The sequence below is a fragment of the Streptococcus sp. 151470009-6 genome, assembly GCF_053628175.1.
This window is the reverse complement of sequence record NZ_JBSEZF010000006.1, coordinates 98,225-114,880: the sequence shown is the minus strand read 5'-3', so window position 1 is coordinate 114,880 and position 16,656 is coordinate 98,225. Positions and strand designations below refer to the sequence as shown.

The following is a 16,656-nucleotide window of genomic DNA, read 5'->3' as shown; positions in this document are numbered from 1 at the left end:
TACGTCAATTAATAATGTCACAAAATGTAACATTATTTTCTTTTTTTCTCTAAAAGATTTCTGAAACGATCAATATCATAATTTACGAGTATTGCCACAAAAACACCCATAAAAGTTTCAAATACACGAGCAAACACGTACAAAATTGTCTCCCCGCTCGGTATCGATAGGGTAATAATCAACATTGCCGAAACTCCGCCGATAACTCCCGCCTTATTATTCATGGCGACATTTGTCATAATGGTTAACATGGTGCAGATTGGAACGATCAGCAAGGTCACCCAAAAGGCTTCTTGAAATAGAGTGTTTAAAAGGAAGAAAACAAGGGCGTAGAAACCTCCGATACTGTTTCCTAGAATGCGTGATGTCCCAAAATGAACACTCTTGTCAAAGCTTTCTCTCAAACTAAAGACTGCTGTCAAAGCCCCAATTTGAAGTCCCTTCCAACCAAAAAATCCAAAAATCAAGAGAACTAAAAAAACAGCAATTCCGGTTTTAAAGGTTCGTAGACCAAGCTTGAACTGTGACTTATCAAATTTATATTTTTTAAAATAACCCATAATCTCAACTTTCTATTTCCATTTTATCATAAATTAGTTGATTTTATGAGCCAAAATCGATAGGAAACGTTTTTAATTCAAACAACAAGAAAAAGAGGAAACAAAGTTCCTCTTTTCATCGTTTCATTTAGGAAAGCTTATTTTTCTGTAAGTGCTGCCAATCCAGGCAATACTTTACCTTCAAGGAGTTCCATTGATGCTCCACCACCAGTAGAGATCCATGAGAACTTGTCTGCGCGACCAAGGTTGATCGCTGCTGCAGCTGAGTCACCACCACCGATGATTGATTTCACGCCTGGTTGTTTCACAATAGCGTCCATCACACCGATTGTTCCAGCTTGGAAGTCAGGGTTTTCAAATACACCCATAGGTCCGTTCCAGACAACAGTTTTTGCACCAGTCAAGGCTTCGTCAAATTTAGCGATAGATTTTGGACCGATGTCCAAACCAAGGAAGCCTGGATCAACTGCTTCACCTTCAGTGTCTTTTACTTCAGTGTAGTCAGCAAATGCGTTTGCTTCTTTTGAGTCAACTGGCAAGATCAATTTACCGTTTGCTTTTTCAAGAAGAGCTTTCGCAACATCCAATTTGTCTTCTTCTACAAGTGAGTTACCGATTTCGATACCTTGTGCTTTGTAGAATGTGTAAGTCATCCCACCACCGATAAGGACTTTATCAGCTTTTTCAAGCAAGTTTTCGATAACACCGATCTTGTCTGAAACTTTTGAACCACCAAGGATTGCTACGAATGGACGTTCTGGAGCTTCAACAGCTTCTTGGATGTAGGCAATCTCGTTTTCAAGAAGGAATCCAGCAACTGCTTTTTCAACGTTTGCTGAGATACCAACGTTAGATGCGTGTGCACGGTGAGCTGTACCGAATGCATCGTTTACGAAGATACCATCTCCAAGTGATGCCCAATATTTACCAAGTTCAGGATCGTTTTTAGATTCTTTCTTGCCGTCAACATCTTCGAAACGAGTGTTTTCAACCAAGAGAACTTGTCCATCTTCAAGAGCGTTGATCGCAGCTTCCAATTCAGCACCACGAGTGACACCTGGAAGGAAAGCAACGTCTTGACCCAATTTAGCTGCCAAGTCAGCAGCTACAGGAGCAAGTGATTTACCTTCTTTGTCTGCTTCTTCTTTTACACGTCCAAGGTGAGAGAAGAGGATTGCACGTCCACCTTGTTCAAGAATGTACTTGATAGTTGGAAGAGCTGCAGTGATACGGTTGTCATTGGTAATCACGCCATCTTTAACAGGTACGTTGAAGTCAACACGAACGAGAACTTTTTTCCCTTTCAAGTCAACGTCTTTAACAGTCAATTTTGCCATTAGATATGACTCCTTCTTTTTTTATACGTGTTAATTATATCACAAAATCAGCAAAAGAGATAGAAAAAGCCTAAACTTTTCTTGTTCTTTCTTGAGACTGAAATTAGGATTTTTTAAAATCAAATCTAGAAAAACCTTATCAAATAAGTAATCAAAGCAAGATAAAATAATCAAAACAAGGCCTGACCGACTTGCAGTCAAACCTTGTTTTTTAGTTGTTATGAGAAATTCCAAGAATTCTAAATCGATTAGTCTTCTTTCTTCTTTCTAGCAAGCAAGCCATATGCACTCATTGCTCCGAAAAGTCCCATAGCTACTAGACTGGCATCTGTTTCTACACCAGTATTTGGCAGTTGATTTGTTGACTTTTCAACTTTTACCGATGCTGCTAAAGACGCTTGGTCTGTTGTTTGTGAGTCTAGCTCTTCTTTTGTTCCAACTTCTGTGATTTCTGGGACAGCTTCCTTGAGAACTTCAGTTGAACGAAGGGTGCGTTTGCCTTGGGCATCCACCTCTACAAAGTGACGAACTTGGCCTTCCGCTCCTGCTTGAACTAGCTGACGTTGACCTTTCAGAAGGCTTGCATTTGGTCGCTCTTGACGTTCGAAGGCTACTGTATCCTCTTCAATTTCTAGTTTCGAAATTTCTAAAACTAGGTCTTTTACTCCCTCAGCCGGTTGGTTACTTGACAAAACTTTTGTTCCAACTTCTGTGATTTCTGGGAGGGCTTCCTTGAGAACTTCAGTTGAACGAAGGATGCGTTTGCCTTGGGCATCTACTTCTACTAGACGACGAACTTGGCCTTCCGCTCCTGCTTGAACTAGCTGGCGTCGTCCTTTGAGAAGCTCAGCGTTTGGTCGCTCCTGACGTTCAAAGGCTGTTGTTTCAGTTTCAATAACTAGTTCAGGGAGGGCTTCAACTGTTGGAGCCACTTCATTTGGATCCATGCTTCCAACATGATTGCTTTCTTCTGCTGGTGCTAGTTTCTTATTCAACTTTTCTTTCATGTCCGAAAAAGCTTGTGGAGTTGGTGTTTGTGAAGACAACAAAGCTTCAGCTTGGGCAATCAACTCATCTTGAGAATCTTTTTCACGGACGGACTCGAGCAAGCCTTCCAATTCTTCTCTAGCAGTTTGATAACGTTGATTTCCATCCAAGTCCGCTCCAGCTTGTTTCAATTCATTCAAGGCTTTGTTGACTTCTTCTTGACTGGCATCATGGTTTTCTGCAACAGCTTTCGCTGCATTAAGTTTCTCTACTAGTACAGCTTGTTTGTTCTCACTTGAGAAGGTATAGGCAAGGGTTGACTGGCGACCTTGGGCAGCAGTGATTTCTTGTTTGAGGTACTCATCGTTGACAGCTGCTTTTGGAGAAACCAAGACATCGAACTCAGCAGTGTGTCCCTTGTAATGCAGGGTCAAGGTTTGTCGTCCAGTCTTCTGAGCATCATAGCCCGTGATTTCAACACCTTGATCCGTAAAGGCATGACTTTCTTCCGTCTCATCATCATAGAGGACACCGAAGCGACCTTCAGAAAGATCCAGTTGATCCCCTACTAGATAGTCTGTTTTTGGTTTCTTCGTAATGTACAAACCTGCTACTTCTTTTGGTTTTCCTTCATCCTGTCCTGTCACTTGGACTTTCAGATCACCTGACACTGGTAAACCAAGGTATTGAAGTGTTAGGTTTTGTTCCCCTTTTTGATGAGCATCGTATCCAGATACCGTCACACCTGAGTGAGTAAGGTTAATCAGCTCATCGGCTTGTCCCCCTTCGTATTGAACACGGAGTGTTCCGCCTCTTAGGTCCAGTTTTTCTCCCTCTTTATAAACCGTCTTCTTAGGTCCTTTTTCGAGACTAACTGCAGCAATTTTTCTTTCATCCTGTGGAATCGCTACAGCCAAGGTGTTACTGATTTCTTTGCCAGGTAGTTGGGTACGATAATAGAGGAGATTTGGTTGTTTGTCAAAGCCCAATGGTGCTGTTGCCAAGTCGCCTCCAGTTTCCGACTTCAAAGTTGCAATCGGTGTTTGTGAATCTGCCTTGTCGTAAACGGTGATAGTTGCACCCGCTGGAACATCAGAGAAGCCTAGTTGAACTTGATGGTTTCCAAGTGAACGGGCAGCTACCTTAGCCATTGGAATATTTTGACTTTCTGTGTCCAGGGTTTCATACATCTTCCAGTTATAGATACGAATGGCCTTCCAAGGTGTCCCGTTATCTGAAGTGATAACTTTTAGGCGCCAGTCTTGAGCAGTGATTGGTTTGTCAAGAGTGATATCCGTAACGTGCGCTTTGTTGCCACGGACTTCCTTAGCTAGTTTCCACTCACCGTCTGTATCCTTGTAGTAAAGATCAAAGTCTTTGGTGTTCATCAAACCGTCGTTGACAGACTCACCACCAGCTCCCGCATGATCCATGACCCATCTAACAACGGTACGTGGCTTGGTCAAACGAATATCGACACTACCGCTCAATTGTCCTGAAGACCACTTATCTGACAAGCTAGTAATGGTACCGTTCAACATACCTTCGATACCTTCTCCACCTTCAGTATTTGGGAAAGTGCTATCGATAACCTTTGCACCTGGAACGATATTTTCAGCCAAAGGTCTTGGGAGAGTTGTATCCTGAACTGTCATCCCCCAGTTGAATGACACAGTTGCAGCCTCAGAACGGAGTCCATTTTTACCAACTGCAACGACTTTCAGTTCCTGAGTCCTACCAGTCGCATTAGCAGAGCGGCTAACTTTTGGCAAGTAGATAGTGGAAGCAGATGATCCTGTCAACAAACGCCAGTTATCTCCATCTTTTTCGTAGACTTCATAGAAATCTGCATCTTGGTTACCCGCAAACTGGACCACTGCTTCAGCTTCTTGGGCATTTTTAAGAGATTGTTTCACCACAGAAAGACCTGTCGGCGCTTGTGGTGCTTGGTGATTATCCGAAATTGTCAATTGACCTAGGTTAAACTGATAATCTTTTACAGCTCCTTCATGCTCAAAGAAGAGTTTGACTGCATAGATGGTTTTTCCAGCTAGTGAGCTAAGGTAAAATTCTTCATTCTTCCAGTCATCAGATAAAGTCAGTTCTTTCCATGCACCTGCATCCTCAAATTTGTAGTCTGGAGTCGTAGAGAAGGCCATATAAACTTTAGAGCCTTTTCCTCCCTTGTGGGCAACACGAAGTTTGGTTTTCTCTGTTACTTCTAGTTTGGTAGAATACAAATTCACATCCTGGTCCGTCTTACCAGCTACATCACCTGAGAATTTAAGAGAATTTCCGCCATTGTAGGCATCTGTAAAGTCATATTCTGCACGAAGTTTTTCACCTGTCGAAGTCTGCCACCAGCGCCATGTTGGTAAAACACCTGAAACAGAACGGTAGTTCCACTCAGAATCCTTAGAAACTTTACCGTCAACAAACCATTTTCTACCATGACCTGTATTAAAAGAGGTGGTGAAGGTACGTCCTACTGCTGGTGTACGGTCAGCAACTAAATTGGCAATTCCATACCACTCTTTGTCAGCTGGTTTTTGAGCCGTTGGATCTCCTTGGTAACCTGTAAAGAAGATATCTTCGTTCTTGTGGTAGTCTTCGCCTGTTTTTCCTAGACTGGTAATCGTATCTGGTGCAAAAAGTCCTAACGACAAACGCAACTTACCTTTTTCATCTAAGAGGGCATCCCATTTGACTTTGGTCTTATAAGAACCACCTTGTTGCAATTCCAAGCCTGCAAAGACATCATATTGACTACGCTCTAGCCATTTGGCCATCTCTACGGAGTGGTCATTCTTTTCCTTGTTCCAGTTGAAATTGGCAAAGAATTGATCTGCAGGGACTTTGTCACCTTCTTTTTGCATGAACTGGTAGTTGTAATCACCTAGACCATCTTCGTGGTAACGACCGTATTTGTAGGTCATGGCATCGTACCAAGCATACTTGATCGGGTGGTTGACTTTGGCTGCGTATTCTTTTGTATAGAGCATGAATTGGCGCATTTTTTCACCAAGAGGTGCTACCAATTCCCCCGTTGTTTCCTGATTAATGAAATAGCCATCAAAGCCATAGTACTTAGCAAGATCGACAAGTTTCCGTGCGATAGGGAAAGTGCCATCTGCGTCTTGTTTCAAGGCAGCTGCAAATTTCTCTTGGTCGGCAATGCTGTTTGACCAGTTGAAGAAAAGTGTTCCATAAACGGGAACTCCGTTGCGGTGCCCTGCATCAATGACATCTGGAGTTGGAACTAGACCTTCCCAGAAGACCATTGAATCCAAGTATTGCCAGTAATCAAAGGCGTAGGCCTTGAATTCTTCTCCACCAACAGAAGCGTGGTTTTTGGCCTTTGAGTTGGTGTTTGCTAGCGCCTGAACCTTGGCTCTTCTGCTTGCTTTTTCGTTAACCAACTGGCCTCTATGGCGCTTGGCGAGTTCAACTGAGGATCGATTGATGGGATCATCCTCACGCGCACCTGGTTCCCATTTCAACAAATCATCCCAAGTATCAAACTTGATTTCTTTTGGTCGGAGACTCTTCTCTTCATTCTTAGGAACGTCTGCTAGACTTGGTTTGTCAGCTTTATTGTCAGCCACTTGAGGAGTTTCCTCAGGCTTGACTCCTTCTTTGTCAGTTGGTTGAGCAGGTTTTTCAGTTTTATCTGTCGGAGCTGGCTTTGCTTCTTCTTTTTCATTAACTAAATCAGCTATTGCTGGAGTGTTTTCTGAAATTGGTTGCTCAGCTACTTTGTTTTCAGTTTCCTCTAATTGTTTTTCGATGGCTGCGGTTTCTGGATTAGTCATTTCACTGGCACTTGTCGCTTGAGTGCTCGTACTAGCAGCTGTTTCAGGGGCAGCGACCTGTTCGGCAAGAGCTGGGCTCGCAAATAGAGCTGAACCAATCATCAAGGAACAAGCCCCAATAGACAGCTTACGAATACTGTAACGGCAACGTTTTTCAAAAAATAGATCTTTCATCTTATCCTCCTAATAAAATAAAAAGTAAGCGCTTTACTTTTTAGATAAAAAGCAACTGTTCATAGTGGACACCACCCGAACAGAATCATCTTCATTTTATCTTATATGAAAGCGATGTCAATCTATTTGATACAAAAACTATAACTAGGATAATAATCAGTAAAATTTGGACACAATCCTATCATTCGACTCTCTTACAGTAAATTTATCCTCTATTTTTAGAGAAAGTTACCTTTTTCTTATGAAAATTTCCATTAAACACTTGTTAGATTTCCTATTATCCTTTAAAATAGAATAGGAGAAATTCCGCGATTATTTTTCGGAGGAAAAAGAAATGTCCATTAATTGGCAGGAAATTTTATTTCACTTTTTAGGTGGTCTGGGACTATTTTTATATAGTATCAAGACCATGGGAGACGGTTTGCAACAAGCTGCTGGAGATCGCCTTCGTTTTTACATTGACAAATATACCAGCAATCCCTTCTTCGGTGTGCTGGTTGGTATCGGTATGACGGCGCTGATTCAATCAAGTTCTGGTGTTACTGTCATTACAGTGGGGCTTGTCAGTGCAGGACTTTTGACCTTGCGTCAGGCTATCGGTATTGTCATGGGTGCCAATATTGGAACCACCGTTACATCCTTTATCATCGGTTTTAAGCTAGGAGATTACGCCTTACCTATGCTCTTTATCGGAGCGGTTTGTCTCTTCTTCACCAAGAATCGCTCCATCAATAACATCGGACGAATTATCTTTGGTGTTGGTGGTATCTTCTTCGCCCTCAATCTTATGAGCGGTGCAATGGAGCCCCTAAAAGACCTGCAAGTCTTTAGAGACTACATGGTTGAACTAAGTAAGAGTCCTATTCTAGGTGTCTTTGTTGGAACTGGGCTGACCCTACTCATTCAGGCTTCATCCGCAACTATCGGTATCTTACAGAATCTGTACGCAAGTGGTTTGATTGACCTACAAGGTGCCCTACCGGTCTTGTTTGGTGATAATATCGGAACGACCATTACAGCCATCATTGCTTCTCTTGGAGCCAATATCGCTGCCAAACGTGTTGCCGGTGCCCATGTCGCCTTTAACGTAATTGGTACGGTTATCTGTATTGTCTTCCTTGTTCCTTTCACGGGCTTGATTCAATGGTTTGAATCGGCGCTCAATCTAGCTCCAGAAATGACCATTGCCTTTGCTCACGGAACCTTTAATATTACAAATACCATTATCCAGTTCCCATTCATCGGTGCCTTGGCTTACCTTGTAACCAAGCTCATTCCTGGTGAAGATGAAGTTGTTAAATACGAGGCTCTCTACTTGGATGAACAACTCATCAAACAGGCACCTTCTATCGCTCTAGGAAATGCCAAAAAAGAACTTCTTCACTTGGGGAACTATGCTGCAAAAGCTTTTGACCTTTCCTACGACTACATCGTCAATCTAGATGAAAAACTAGCGGAGAAAGGGCACAAGACTGAAGAAGCTATTAACACAATTGACGAAAAACTCACTCGTTACCTGATTAGCCTTTCAAGCGAATCATTGAGTCAAAAGGAAAGTGAAATCCTAACCAACATCCTCGACTCGTCTCGTGATTTGGAACGGATTGGAGACCACGCAGAAGGGTTAATCAACCTAACAGACTATCTCCAACGCAAGAATGTTCAGTTCTCTGAGGCCGCTTTGAAAGAGCTAGCTGAGATTTATCACGCTACCACTGAGTTCATCAAAGATGCCCTTGATAGTGTGGAAAACAACGATACTGAGAAAGCTCAAAGTCTAATTGAACGCCATAAAGAAATCAACAATATGGAACGCATTCTCAGAAAGACCCATATCAAACGCCTTAACAAGGGTGAGTGTTCTACACAAGCTGGGGTCAACTTCATCGACATCATTTCCCACTACACTCGTGTGTCTGACCATGCTATGAACCTTGCTGAAAAGGTCATCGCTGAACAAATCTAATACTCTTCGAAAATCAAATTCAAACCACGTCAACGTCGCCTTGCCGTACTCAAGGCTTTTTCATCCCCTCATCAAGAATATTTTTTCTAACGTAAAAAAAATGCTTTGATTCACAATGGAATCAAAGCATTTTAAATAGCTCTCCAAACATAATAGCAGAAACCGCGGTTCCTCTGTACTTGGCTTCTTCTCTTTTGATAAAGCGAGCCAAGTTGAGCAACTCAGGTGCCGGATGTTTGGGATTGGTGAGCAATTCACGGGTGACCAGTCCTGAGAGACGGACTGCTAGTAACTGCTCATTTGTAGTAGGCAGCCTCTTAGCAGTCTCTAGGAGAGCAGCAACTAAATCGTCACTCAAGCCCTGACGGGCATGATTGTAGAGGTCTTTTATAAGGCTTTCTAGATTTGCTTCTTCCATCCCGATCAACCTCCCTTATGTTTAATAATTTTTAATCAAATCAACCGTTGAACGATCCAATTTTTTCACCAAGGCTTGCAAGAAAGCTTGGGCTTCTAGGAAGTCATCCATCGCGTAGAGGGTTTGGTGAGAGTGGATATAACGTGCACAGACACCGATAGTTGTAGATGGGACACCACCATTTTTCAGATGAGCTGCTCCAGCGTCCGTTCCGCCTTTTCCACAGTAGTATTGGTACTTGATTCCAGCTTCTTCAGCCGTTGTCAAAAGGAAATCCTTCATACCTGGGAGAAGCAAGTGACCTGGATCGTAGAAGCGAATCAAGGTGCCATCTCCAATCTTACCTTGGCCACCGTAGACATCACCAGCAGGTGAACAATCAACTGCTAGGAAAACTTCTGGGTCAAACTTAGTTGTGGAAGTATGAGCCCCACGAAGACCAACTTCTTCTTGGACGTTAGAGCCAAGATAGAGTTCATTGCCAAGTTTTTGACCTGAAAGGGCTTGAGCTAACTCGCTTACCATGAGAACACCGTAGCGATTGTCCCAAGCTTTAGAGATGATATTTTTTTCATTGGCTGTCAAGATAGCAGAACTATCAGGGACAATGGTGTCACCTGGACGGATTCCAAAACTTTCTGCTTCAACCTTATCCGCGAAACCACCATCAAAGATAATATCAGCAATAGCTGGCATGGTTGGTCCACCTGTTCCACGTGTCAAATGTGGAGGGACAGAACCTGAAATCACAGGAATTTCACGACCGTCACGAGTAAAGAGTTTGAAACGTTGGCTGCTGACTACCATTGGATTCCAACCACCGATTTCAACGACACGGAAGGTCCCATCTGGCTTAATTTCGCTGACCATAAAACCAACTTCGTCCATGTGAGAAGCGACCAAAACACGGGGTGCATCGGCAGCTTCTGAATGTTTGATACCAAAAATACCACCCAATCCATCTGTCACTACTTCATCCACATGCGGAGTCAACTTCTCACGAAGATAGGTACGGACAGGCGCTTCATGACCTGAGATCGCAGCAAGCTCTGTTACTTCTTTGATTTTTGAAAATAATGTTGTCATATCAGTTCCTTCTTTCTGTCCTCCATTTTACCACTTTTTATAGGAGAAGGATAGTGGAAATCATCATTCCAACTTGAAACTGCTTATAAATAAAACAAATCACCATTGTAATTCGTTTTATTTATGATTTCGTTTGAGGGAAAAGTGGTCTGGCACAGGATCCTTGCCTATTTTCGACCAAGGATGACAACGCAAAATCCGAGCCAAGCCCATCAAAACACCCTTGAAACCATGTTTTTCAATAGCCTGAATCATGTAGTTGGAACAAGTAGGCTCAAAACGACAAGAGGGTGGAAAGGCTGGTGAGATAAAGCGTTGGTAAAAGCGTACTGGCGCTATTAAAATTCGTTTCATTATTTCTTGGTTACCGCCATGGTGTGTAATTGGCTGATTTCTTTTTTGTTAAGGCGACGAGATTCTCCCGGACGGAGACCTGTCAAGTCTAGGTGTCCAAAACGTGTCCGAGACAACTTATCCACTTGAAGACCGACAGCTTCAAACATCTTTTTAACCTGATGGTTGCGGCCCTCATGGATAGTCAACTGCACTACTGAGCGATTTTTAACTGGATCCACTTTGAGAATCTCATATACAGCTGGCTTGGTTTTCTTGCCATCAATCTCAAGACCACGGGTCAAGGGGCGGAGATTATCCTTATTAGCTACACCTTTAACACGCGCGACATAGACCTTGTCAATCTCATTACGTGGGTGAATCATTTCATCTGTAAAGTCCCCATCATTGGTCAAAATTAAAACACCTGATGTATCCCAGTCCAAACGTCCCACAGGATAAATACGTTCTTTAACATTTGGCAAGAGATCCACAACAGTCTTGCGGCCCTTGTCATCTGTCACACTGGAAATCACTCCACGTGGTTTATTAAGCAGATAGTAGACCTTTTCTTCGTTGTAGATAGGTTGACCTTCAACTTCAACCTTGTCTCCCGCCTTGATGGTCGTTGCTAGTTCACGCACCACTTGGCCGTTGACCGTCACCAAGCCTTGCTTGATCAACTCTTCTGCTTTTCTCCTACTGGCCACACCTGCGTGGGCAATATATTTATTGATTCTCATCTTCTTCTATCCTTTCACCAAATAATTGGCTTTCTTGGGCTTGAATCTCAAGCTCATCAATCACTGGCAATTCTTCTAAATGGTTTATCCCCATGTAATCTAGGAAATAATCCGTAGTCACATAGAGATTGGGACGACCCAACACTTCTTTTTTCCCATCTTCTCTTATCAATTCAAAAGCCTGCAACTTTGCCAAGGCTCCACTCGAGTTGACCCCACGAATAGCGTCGATTTCTATACGTGTGATAGGTTGCTTATAAGCAATAATGGACAAAGTTTCAAGGGCAACCCGAGATAGACTCTGGTTAATGGGTGCCTTAGAATATTCTTTTAAAACATCAGCAAATTGAGGCTTGGTCACCAATCTGTAGGCCCCTCCTGTCTCAATCAAGGACAAGCTCGAATCCTGGTCTTTTTCATACTTTTGGGCTAATTTTTCTAAACTCTGCTGGATGCCTGTCGGGGGAAGCGACAGGAGTTCAGCCAACTGACGGACTCGAATCCCATCTTCACCTGCTACAAACAAGAGCGCTTCTATTTCTGCTAAAGTACTCATCTTTCCTCTCTATCAAGTCTAGCTTTGTGCCTCTTGACTTTCTTCCTTCTTTTCCATGAGATAGATATCTCCGAAACTCTCCTCTTGCACGAGGATCAGTTCCTGGGTTTTGATTAACTCTAAGGTCGCCAAAAAGAGGGTAATGACCTCTTGGACATTCTGGGCTTCCTTGAACAAATCCTGCAAACGCAACTGGTCTCGTCCAGTCAAGGACTCTTTTACAATGCCCATCATGTCCTCAATCTTATACTCATCCCGCAAAATGGTCGTGTGGTTCTGAGCGAACTCCTCTTTTTTCTTGGCTAGGATATTTGAAAAAGCCAAAAAGAGGTCAATGGTCGTCCTGTCATGCACAAGCTCCGCATCCTCGTAAATCAACTCTGTCGGCGCTTTAGAATAATACTGGGCCCGATCTTGGTGCTTAGCCTCCAAGTGCTCACCCAAGAGCTTGAACTTGCGGTATTCTTCGATTTGGGAAAGGAGATCCTGCTCCAGGTCGTCCTCCAAATCAGCCACTTCTGCCACCTTTGGAAGAAGCTTGCGGCTCTTGATCAGCATGAGCTGACTGGCCATAACCATGTACTCACCAGTCACTTCCAGACGCATGGCCTGCAGGGTTGAGACATAGGCTAGATACTGTTCGATGACTTCTGTGATGGGCACATCGTAAATATCCATCTGATACTTGGAGACTAGATGCAAGAGCAAGTCCAGGGGCCCTTCAAAATCTTTTAATTTAATATCCATTATCTATATTTTTCTAAGGTCAGGACTGTTTTTAATCCTAGTTTTTTTGCAATCTCGTACAAATCGATCTTGTTTTCTATTTGTCTTAGAATGAACTGTTCCCGCAAGGCTTGGGCTGATAAGGTTGGGAAACCTTTCTCCTTGACAAAGGACTCCAGCTGACGAAAGGCCCACTGACGAGAATAGGCTTTCCCTCCCCTTTCAAAGAGATAGGTCTGCCCCATCAAGGGTTCCAACTCTGGAATCAAGGTAGTGGGAATGGTGACAATCCTCTGTTGGGAAGCCTTGTTAATTCGCAACACCTGAAAATCCAGATTGATATCTGCAACCTTAAGGGCTAAAATCTCGCTTGGCAAGAGTCCCATTTCTAGGATTAAGAGCGCTAGTAAGCGACCCTCTGGATAATTACTTTCCTGCCAAAAAGAGTCTAAGTCTAGAATTTCTGGCTTTTCAGTCTTCTTTTCAGCTTGTTTGGCTAATTCCAGACGGTAAAAACTGTCCACTTCTCCTTTTTGATAGAGAAAGTAGAGAAATTGGTTACAGGCCGAAAGTTTTCGCTTCTGGGCGCTGATTTTTAGATTGGCTAGCTGGGCTCGGTAAATCTTGAGACTAGTCTCAGAAATCCGCTCCCCTACCATGTCTAAAAATTGCTCCAGATCATACTTATAGGACTGCTTGGAATTGGCAGACAAGCCCTGCTTTTTCTCTAAAAAAGCTGAAATGCTATCTCTCATTTGCATCGAATCTCATATTCCTTACTAAAGTCATGCAAGAGGGCATTAACGGCCTTGAGGATGGACTTGCGCGTGATAATTCCTTGGAAAATTCCTTCACCATCTACGACTGGCAAGAAGGGTTCATCCACCAGTTTATGGAGGACTTCAGTGATGTTATAGTCTGGAGCTACTACTGCTACATCCGTCTTGGTCATATTGACGATATCTGTCGTTGCCATCTGCTCATCTGTCAAACCTTGCTCCATTTGATAAGCCAAAATATCTCTCAGACCAATGGTTCCGACAAAGCGTTTGTCAAAGGTCACAACAGGGATACGGGTGTAGGTAATTTGACTCAGCACCAAAATTGCATGATCAGCGTTATGGGTATCAATCAAAGCTGCTAGATTCTCAGCAGGGGTAAGAAAAGTTTCTTCCTGCTCCAGTAAAAATGCTTCAAATTCCTTGGCAATCATCGAGCGAACTCCTTGGACAAGCCTGGATAAATCTCATGATCACGTGTCAAAAAGTCTACTTTGAAATAGCTGTCATCAATCTCCACACGGGCATAGAGACATTCTCTAATAGTGCCTCGTGGTTGACTGATGGAGCCTGGATTTAAAAAGAGTGTTTTGCCTTCCATCCAAGCATTTGGCACATGCAAGTGACCATAGAGACAGATGTCCGCTTCTTCTTCCTGAGCCCAGTAGTCCAACTTTTGAAAGTTGAAATTGATATCAAACAAGTGTCCGTGCGTCTGGATGATCTTGGTCGGACCAAGTTGAGTCACCAAACGTTCTGGGTAGCCAGCATAAAAGTCCATGTTGCCTTTGACGACATGGATACCCTCCCAGAGCGGAGAATCGGGACGGAGTTCAGAGTCACCATCGTGAAAAATGGCATCGACTTTCCCCAGATAGCGATTACGAATTTCTTCCACAATCAAGCTATCGCCATGGGAATCACTCATTACAATGATGGTTTGCTTTGCCATGCTGGAAATACCTCCAAAAGTTTCTTAACGGCTAAGGCGCGGTGAGATTGGCTATTTTTTTCTTCAAGGGTTAATTCAGCCGCTGACTTGCCTGTCTCTCCCACAAGGAAGAGGGGATCATAACCAAAGCCATTTTCACCCTTGGGTTCAAAGTTAATGTAACCCGGCCAGTCAGCTTCGACAACCAAGCTTTCCTTGTTTGGACTGGCTACAACTAGGGTCGTATGGAACTGAGCCGAACGGTCCTTGAGATCAAAGACCATGGCCAATTCGTGCAAGAGCTTGGCATTATTTTCACGATCAGTCGCTCCCACACCTGCAAAACGAGCTGACCAGACTCCTGGCAAACCACCAAGGATATCGACTTTGAGACCTGAGTCATCTGCTAAAACCATCTTGCCTGTTAATTGGGAAATAGTTTCTGCTTTAAGTCGAGCATTTTCTTCAAAGGTCATGCCAGTTTCAGCTACTTCAGGCAGATCTGGATAATCATTGAGATTTTCCACGTCGTAGCCTAACTTGTCAAAGATAGCTCGGAATTCCTTGGTCTTGCCCTCGTTACGAGTCGCAATGAGCAGAGTTTCTCTGACCTTGTTAGTTTCAAAGAAGGCTTCTACATCGACTCCTTCTTTAGGCAATTCGACATGCAAAAGCTGTCCATTTTCAACCAAGAGCAGGGCTCCCTGACGTTGGATGACTTCCAAGTTACGTCCAGCTTCTGCATTTAAAATCTCGACGATAAAAGAGAGTAAACGGAAGTTAGAAGACCAGCGCATCACCGTTATCGTAATTGGAAAGCCATTTTCCTCATCACGAAAAATCCGCGCCAAATCCATAAAATCAAGCTCGAGAGGATCTTTGATAAGGCTATAGATGCCTCCATAGACATCCCAGACACCGACATACCAGTCCTGGTCATCCTTGTATTCATAAATTTTGTTTGTCATAAAGTTACATGCTCCACATGAATCTCTTTTTCCAGCCATTCTGCTCCAATCTGGGCAAAACTTTGGCTATTGGCGGTTGTATAAAAACGATGTTGAAGAGGTCCCGCATCTCGGCTACGATTGATTTCAAAATAGTTAAGCAAAACCGAGATATCTCGTACACACTCTGCCCCACTATCGATGAGCTGAACCTTTGGTCCCATGACATTCTGGATGATAGGGCGAAGGAGTGGGTAATGGGTACAACCCAAAATCAGGCTATCCACCTTTCCGACCAAGGGACGCAGAGTTTCATAAACTACTTTCTTGGTTACACTGGTTGATAAGGCACCAGACTCTACCAGAGGAGCAAACTTGGGACAGGCCAAACTTTCCACCTGTAAGTCTGGATCCAAATCATGGATTTTCTGACGGTAGATGTCTGATTGTACCGTCATGGGAGTTCCAATCACCCCGATTTTCCCACCTTGACTGGACTTGATGGCTGCCGAAGCTCCAGGCAAAATCACACCTAGAACAGGAATGTCTAGTTTCGCCTTGATTTCTTCCCAGACGACCGCAGTCGCAGTATTACAAGCAATGACAATCATTTTGACATCCTTGGTCAAGAGAAAGTTGACCAACTGCCAAGTATATTCACGAATTTGCTCAGCAGGACGGGGACCATAGGGCGCCCGTGCCGAATCTCCAATATAGACGATTTCTTCATGGGGAAGCTGGCGCATGAGCTCACGAACAACAGTCAAGCCCCCGACACCTGAATCCAAAAAACCAATTGGTCGATTATCCATACAGTCTTCTTTCTAGTCTTTTTTCTGATTGATAGTTCATTATGATTCCTTGTCCTGAAGGAACTAACCGACAGCTTGATAGAATGGCAACTGCCTCTCTCTTAATCATAATCAAATATCAATAGAATGCAAGGAAAAAGTCTTATCCTTGAGAACTATTGAACATAGTGAGAAGTCTGGAACTTTCATCCCAGACTTTTCCTATTTATTTCTTTTTATTGTTAGCAAGGGCTGCTTTTTGTTGGCGGATAATTTGGTGGTAAACTTGTTGTACCTTGGCTTCGCTTGGCTTTTGACCATTTGCACTCAAGAGAGCACGAACTGCCTCAGCGTTCAAACGTGGGTTGTCCGCAAATTCTTTTTCGATTTGCTTACGCACCAAGTACATACCTCCAAGAGCTCCTCCTAGAAAAGCTAGCACAATCAAGATAATTGCTAAAAGTAAATCCATTCTTTTTCTCCTGTTTCTTTTTAAGTCTTCTATATTAT

16 protein-coding genes are annotated in these 16,656 nt (G+C 43.2%); 1 reads left to right on the top strand and 15 read right to left on the bottom strand.

Annotated elements, in window-relative coordinates; translation table 11 throughout:
• Window positions 1–32 precede the first annotated feature (32 nt).
• From ACUW6H_RS08470 to ACUW6H_RS08460, 3 genes are all read right to left on the bottom strand, one after another.
• A complete protein-coding gene (locus tag ACUW6H_RS08470; RefSeq protein ID WP_096406080.1) occupies window positions 33–560 on the bottom strand; it encodes an FUSC family protein in 528 nt (175 codons plus the stop codon).
• Between the two features lie 137 nt (window positions 561–697).
• Window positions 698–1,897 (bottom strand): phosphoglycerate kinase, encoded by a 1,200-nt coding sequence (locus tag ACUW6H_RS08465; RefSeq protein ID WP_048715731.1) that lies wholly within the window; start codon window positions 1,895–1,897, stop codon window positions 698–700.
• Window positions 1,898–2,145: 248 nt separating this feature from the next.
• Window positions 2,146–6,870 carry an endo-beta-N-acetylglucosaminidase gene (locus ACUW6H_RS08460; protein ID WP_454364096.1) on the bottom strand — a complete coding sequence of 1,575 codons (4,725 nt, stop codon included), beginning with the start codon at window positions 6,868–6,870 and terminating at the stop codon, window positions 2,146–2,148.
• A gap of 334 nt (window positions 6,871–7,204) precedes the next feature.
• On the opposite strand from ACUW6H_RS08460, the gene ACUW6H_RS08455 reads away from it, so the two are divergent.
• The gene (locus ACUW6H_RS08455; RefSeq protein ID WP_000026625.1) at window positions 7,205–8,836 is read left to right on the top strand and encodes a Na/Pi cotransporter family protein; all 1,632 of its coding nucleotides are present in this window, start codon (window positions 7,205–7,207) and stop codon (window positions 8,834–8,836) included.
• 121 nt (window positions 8,837–8,957) lie between these two features.
• Here ACUW6H_RS08455 and ACUW6H_RS08450 read toward each other — a convergent pair whose 3' ends face one another.
• From ACUW6H_RS08450 to ACUW6H_RS08395, 12 genes are all read right to left on the bottom strand, one after another.
• Window positions 8,958–9,254, bottom strand: coding sequence for a bacteriocin immunity protein (locus tag ACUW6H_RS08450; RefSeq protein WP_000390584.1), 297 nt, complete (start codon window positions 9,252–9,254; stop codon window positions 8,958–8,960).
• Between the two features lie 21 nt (window positions 9,255–9,275).
• Window positions 9,276–10,340 carry a glutamyl aminopeptidase gene (gene pepA, locus ACUW6H_RS08445; RefSeq protein ID WP_454364093.1) on the bottom strand — a complete coding sequence of 355 codons (1,065 nt, stop codon included), beginning with the start codon at window positions 10,338–10,340 and terminating at the stop codon, window positions 9,276–9,278.
• A gap of 117 nt (window positions 10,341–10,457) precedes the next feature.
• On the bottom strand, window positions 10,458–10,694 hold the full coding sequence (gene yidD / locus ACUW6H_RS08440; RefSeq protein WP_084856689.1) for a membrane protein insertion efficiency factor YidD: 237 nt from the start codon (window positions 10,692–10,694) through the stop codon (window positions 10,458–10,460).
• On the bottom strand, window positions 10,694–11,416 hold the full coding sequence (locus tag ACUW6H_RS08435; protein ID WP_001222211.1) for a pseudouridine synthase: 723 nt from the start codon (window positions 11,414–11,416) through the stop codon (window positions 10,694–10,696). Before ACUW6H_RS08435 ends, yidD begins: the two co-directional genes overlap by 1 nt.
• The gene (scpB, locus tag ACUW6H_RS08430) at window positions 11,403–11,972 is read right to left on the bottom strand and encodes an SMC-Scp complex subunit ScpB (protein ID WP_454364091.1); all 570 of its coding nucleotides are present in this window, start codon (window positions 11,970–11,972) and stop codon (window positions 11,403–11,405) included. The genes ACUW6H_RS08435 and scpB overlap by 14 nt, the downstream gene beginning before the upstream one ends.
• 18 nt (window positions 11,973–11,990) lie before the next feature.
• Entirely contained in the window at window positions 11,991–12,719 is a 729-nt protein-coding gene (locus tag ACUW6H_RS08425) for a segregation/condensation protein A (protein WP_000351879.1), read from the bottom strand.
• Window positions 12,719–13,453 (bottom strand): site-specific tyrosine recombinase XerD, encoded by a 735-nt coding sequence (gene xerD, locus ACUW6H_RS08420; RefSeq protein WP_454364089.1) that lies wholly within the window; start codon window positions 13,451–13,453, stop codon window positions 12,719–12,721. The genes ACUW6H_RS08425 and xerD overlap by 1 nt, the downstream gene beginning before the upstream one ends.
• Window positions 13,450–13,911 carry a cyclic-di-AMP-binding protein CbpB gene (cbpB, locus tag ACUW6H_RS08415; RefSeq protein WP_000560697.1) on the bottom strand — a complete coding sequence of 154 codons (462 nt, stop codon included), beginning with the start codon at window positions 13,909–13,911 and terminating at the stop codon, window positions 13,450–13,452. Before cbpB ends, xerD begins: the two co-directional genes overlap by 4 nt.
• Window positions 13,908–14,429 (bottom strand): metallophosphoesterase, encoded by a 522-nt coding sequence (locus ACUW6H_RS08410; protein WP_454364086.1) that lies wholly within the window; start codon window positions 14,427–14,429, stop codon window positions 13,908–13,910. Before ACUW6H_RS08410 ends, cbpB begins: the two co-directional genes overlap by 4 nt.
• Complete coding sequence (locus ACUW6H_RS08405; protein ID WP_454364085.1) at window positions 14,405–15,376, bottom strand: nucleoside-triphosphate diphosphatase; 972 nt, start codon at window positions 15,374–15,376, stop codon at window positions 14,405–14,407. The genes ACUW6H_RS08410 and ACUW6H_RS08405 overlap by 25 nt, the downstream gene beginning before the upstream one ends.
• Entirely contained in the window at window positions 15,373–16,167 is a 795-nt protein-coding gene (gene racE, locus ACUW6H_RS08400; RefSeq protein ID WP_007522320.1) for a glutamate racemase, read from the bottom strand. Before racE ends, ACUW6H_RS08405 begins: the two co-directional genes overlap by 4 nt.
• A gap of 205 nt (window positions 16,168–16,372) precedes the next feature.
• Window positions 16,373–16,618 carry a YneF family protein gene (locus tag ACUW6H_RS08395; RefSeq protein ID WP_000364980.1) on the bottom strand — a complete coding sequence of 82 codons (246 nt, stop codon included), beginning with the start codon at window positions 16,616–16,618 and terminating at the stop codon, window positions 16,373–16,375.
• Between the last annotated feature and the right edge of the window lie 38 nt (window positions 16,619–16,656).

Excerpts from the sequence above, each read along its gene's own strand:
- ACUW6H_RS08470 (WP_096406080.1), bottom strand. The coding sequence starts at position 560 with ATGGGTTATTTTAAAAAATATAAATTTGATAAGTCACAGTTCAAGCTT.
- ACUW6H_RS08465 (WP_048715731.1), bottom strand. The coding sequence starts at position 1,897 with ATGGCAAAATTGACTGTTAAAGACGTTGACTTGAAAGGGAAAAAAGTT.
- ACUW6H_RS08460 (WP_454364096.1), bottom strand. The coding sequence starts at position 6,870 with ATGAAAGATCTATTTTTTGAAAAACGTTGCCGTTACAGTATTCGTAAG.
- ACUW6H_RS08455 (WP_000026625.1), top strand. The coding sequence starts at position 7,205 with ATGTCCATTAATTGGCAGGAAATTTTATTTCACTTTTTAGGTGGTCTG.
- ACUW6H_RS08450 (WP_000390584.1), bottom strand. The coding sequence starts at position 9,254 with ATGGAAGAAGCAAATCTAGAAAGCCTTATAAAAGACCTCTACAATCAT.
- pepA (WP_454364093.1), bottom strand. The coding sequence starts at position 10,340 with ATGACAACATTATTTTCAAAAATCAAAGAAGTAACAGAGCTTGCTGCG.
- yidD (WP_084856689.1), bottom strand. The coding sequence starts at position 10,694 with ATGAAACGAATTTTAATAGCGCCAGTACGCTTTTACCAACGCTTTATC.
- ACUW6H_RS08435 (WP_001222211.1), bottom strand. The coding sequence starts at position 11,416 with ATGAGAATCAATAAATATATTGCCCACGCAGGTGTGGCCAGTAGGAGA.
- scpB (WP_454364091.1), bottom strand. The coding sequence starts at position 11,972 with ATGAGTACTTTAGCAGAAATAGAAGCGCTCTTGTTTGTAGCAGGTGAA.
- ACUW6H_RS08425 (WP_000351879.1), bottom strand. The coding sequence starts at position 12,719 with ATGGATATTAAATTAAAAGATTTTGAAGGGCCCCTGGACTTGCTCTTG.
- xerD (WP_454364089.1), bottom strand. The coding sequence starts at position 13,453 with ATGAGAGATAGCATTTCAGCTTTTTTAGAGAAAAAGCAGGGCTTGTCT.
- cbpB (WP_000560697.1), bottom strand. The coding sequence starts at position 13,911 with ATGATTGCCAAGGAATTTGAAGCATTTTTACTGGAGCAGGAAGAAACT.
- ACUW6H_RS08410 (WP_454364086.1), bottom strand. The coding sequence starts at position 14,429 with ATGGCAAAGCAAACCATCATTGTAATGAGTGATTCCCATGGCGATAGC.
- ACUW6H_RS08405 (WP_454364085.1), bottom strand. The coding sequence starts at position 15,376 with ATGACAAACAAAATTTATGAATACAAGGATGACCAGGACTGGTATGTC.
- racE (WP_007522320.1), bottom strand. The coding sequence starts at position 16,167 with ATGGATAATCGACCAATTGGTTTTTTGGATTCAGGTGTCGGGGGCTTG.
- ACUW6H_RS08395 (WP_000364980.1), bottom strand. The coding sequence starts at position 16,618 with ATGGATTTACTTTTAGCAATTATCTTGATTGTGCTAGCTTTTCTAGGA.